The following is a 1725-nucleotide window of genomic DNA, read 5'->3' as shown; positions in this document are numbered from 1 at the left end:
GTGCGTCGCCGCCGTTTCACTGATAGGTGTTTTTGATATGTCCAATAATGATAAGATATCTATAGACACGAACGGAGATGTGTCGCCTTTCTTGACCCCAGCAATCAAAGGCCTCGCTGCAATCATTCTGCTTCTCATTCTGTCAATTCCAGTCCTCGCTCACTCTCCCTCCCAGGTCCTCCTCGCTTATGATAATACGAATCAGACATTGAATGCGACCGTAACCCATACCTCAACAAATCCCAGCCACTACGTCCGGGAGGTTGTAGTGCAGAAAAATGGCGATGATGTCCTGAGAAAAGAATACGCTAACCAGACTGCTGCCAACACCTTCAGCTATTACTATCAGATTAATGCCACTGCAGGAGACATCCTTAAGGCAACGGCCTATTGCAGCATCTCCGGCAGCAGATCAGCCCAGATAAAAGTGCAGTGAAAATCAATTCTCTGCCGCCTTTCTCGCCTGGACCGCCAGCCCCCTTTTAATCTGCATCATCTCCTCAGGCGCGAGGACGGCTGTGCCCGTGGCTAAAAGCCGATCCTGCGAGTCAACAACCAAAACCTCCTCACCGGCTCGAATCTCCGGGTCAACGGCAATGACGTGCCTGGCGAATAGATTGCCACCTTTGGCGATGAATGGCGCAGCATCATCCGAGGCCACCACTCGAAGCCTAGGGCTGCAGAACAGATCATGCAGCCTCTTTGCGCCGATCATGCTCAGGGTCAGGAGGTTGTCCCTTGCTCGGACAGTGGCCACCCTCTCCTCTTCCCAGTAGAGATATCTCAGCCGGCGAGTCTTGGAGAGGCTGTATGTCGTGCCATCGGGAAAGAGGGCACTGCCCGCGCCCCTGCCAAATTGGTAGTCAGCGATAGTCCTCGCTCTTATAAGCATCCAGATTACCTTTGCAGGAGGCAATAAAAGAGTTATGGTGCCAGTGCCAGAGCTTCATATCTCGGGCTCATACCATAATCTATTTTGCCCTCCTCAGTAAACACCACCCATCTCGCTAATTAGCACCGGTGATTCGATTTGAAATCCCTAGATATTGTAGATCCCGAAATCGCAGCCGCGATCCAGTCTGAGCTGGAGAGGCAGCGAAATAATATCATCCTGATTGCATCAGAGAACTTCACCAGTAGAGCGGTCATGGAGGCGCAGAGCTGTGTCATGACCAATAAGTATGCCGAAGGCTATCCCGGCAAACGCTACTATCGCGGCACAGGCTGCGTGGACCTGGCCGAGAATCTGGCAAGAGAGCGCTGCCTTAAGCTCTTTGGCGCAGAGCATGTTAACGTCCAGCCCCATAGCGGCACCCAGGCCAACATGGCTGCCTACTTCGCCGTGCTCAACGCGGGCGATACCATCATGGGTATGAACCTCGCTCACGGCGGCCACCTCTCCCACGGCAGTCCGGTCAACTTCTCAGGCAAGATGTACAAGATCGTCCCTTATAACGTCTCCCGAGAGACGGAGATGCTCGACTACTCCGAGATGGCAGACATCGCCCGAAAGTCCCGCCCCCAGCTCATTGTGGTGGGCGCATCCAGCTATCCCCGGACCATCGACTTCAAGGCGGTGAGGGAGATCGCCGATGATGTGGAGGCCAAGGTTATGGCGGATATCGCCCATATCGCCGGCATGTGTGCGGTGGGCGCTCATCCCTCTCCCGTGCCCTATGCGGATATCGTCACCACCACCACTCATAAGACCCTGCGGGGACCGAG

2 protein-coding genes and 1 pseudogene are annotated in these 1725 nt (G+C 54.4%); 2 read left to right on the top strand and 1 reads right to left on the bottom strand.

Features of this window, described 5'->3' with window-relative positions; genetic code table 11:
• The coding region (locus BP822_RS01950) for a hypothetical protein (protein ID WP_286877604.1) at positions 1-436 on the top strand (436 nt) is incomplete at its 5' end.
• Positions 437-439: 3 nt separating this feature from the next.
• On the opposite strand, the gene BP822_RS01945 is transcribed toward BP822_RS01950, so the two are convergent.
• On the bottom strand, positions 440-892 hold the full coding sequence (locus tag BP822_RS01945) for a PUA domain-containing protein (protein ID WP_273278863.1): 453 nt from the start codon (positions 890-892) through the stop codon (positions 440-442).
• Between the two features lie 138 nt (positions 893-1030).
• Between BP822_RS01945 and BP822_RS01940 the strand changes: the two are divergent.
• A pseudogene (locus tag BP822_RS01940) lies at positions 1031-1725 on the top strand (serine hydroxymethyltransferase); the annotation flags it as partial.

Origin of the sequence: Methanosaeta sp. UBA458, from assembly GCF_002496085.1 — an archaeon.
Taxonomy (GTDB): domain Archaea; phylum Halobacteriota; class Methanosarcinia; order Methanotrichales; family Methanotrichaceae; genus Methanothrix; species Methanothrix soehngenii.
Note: the sequence above shows the minus strand (reverse complement) of the source record. Positions and strands in the feature narration are given on the sequence as shown.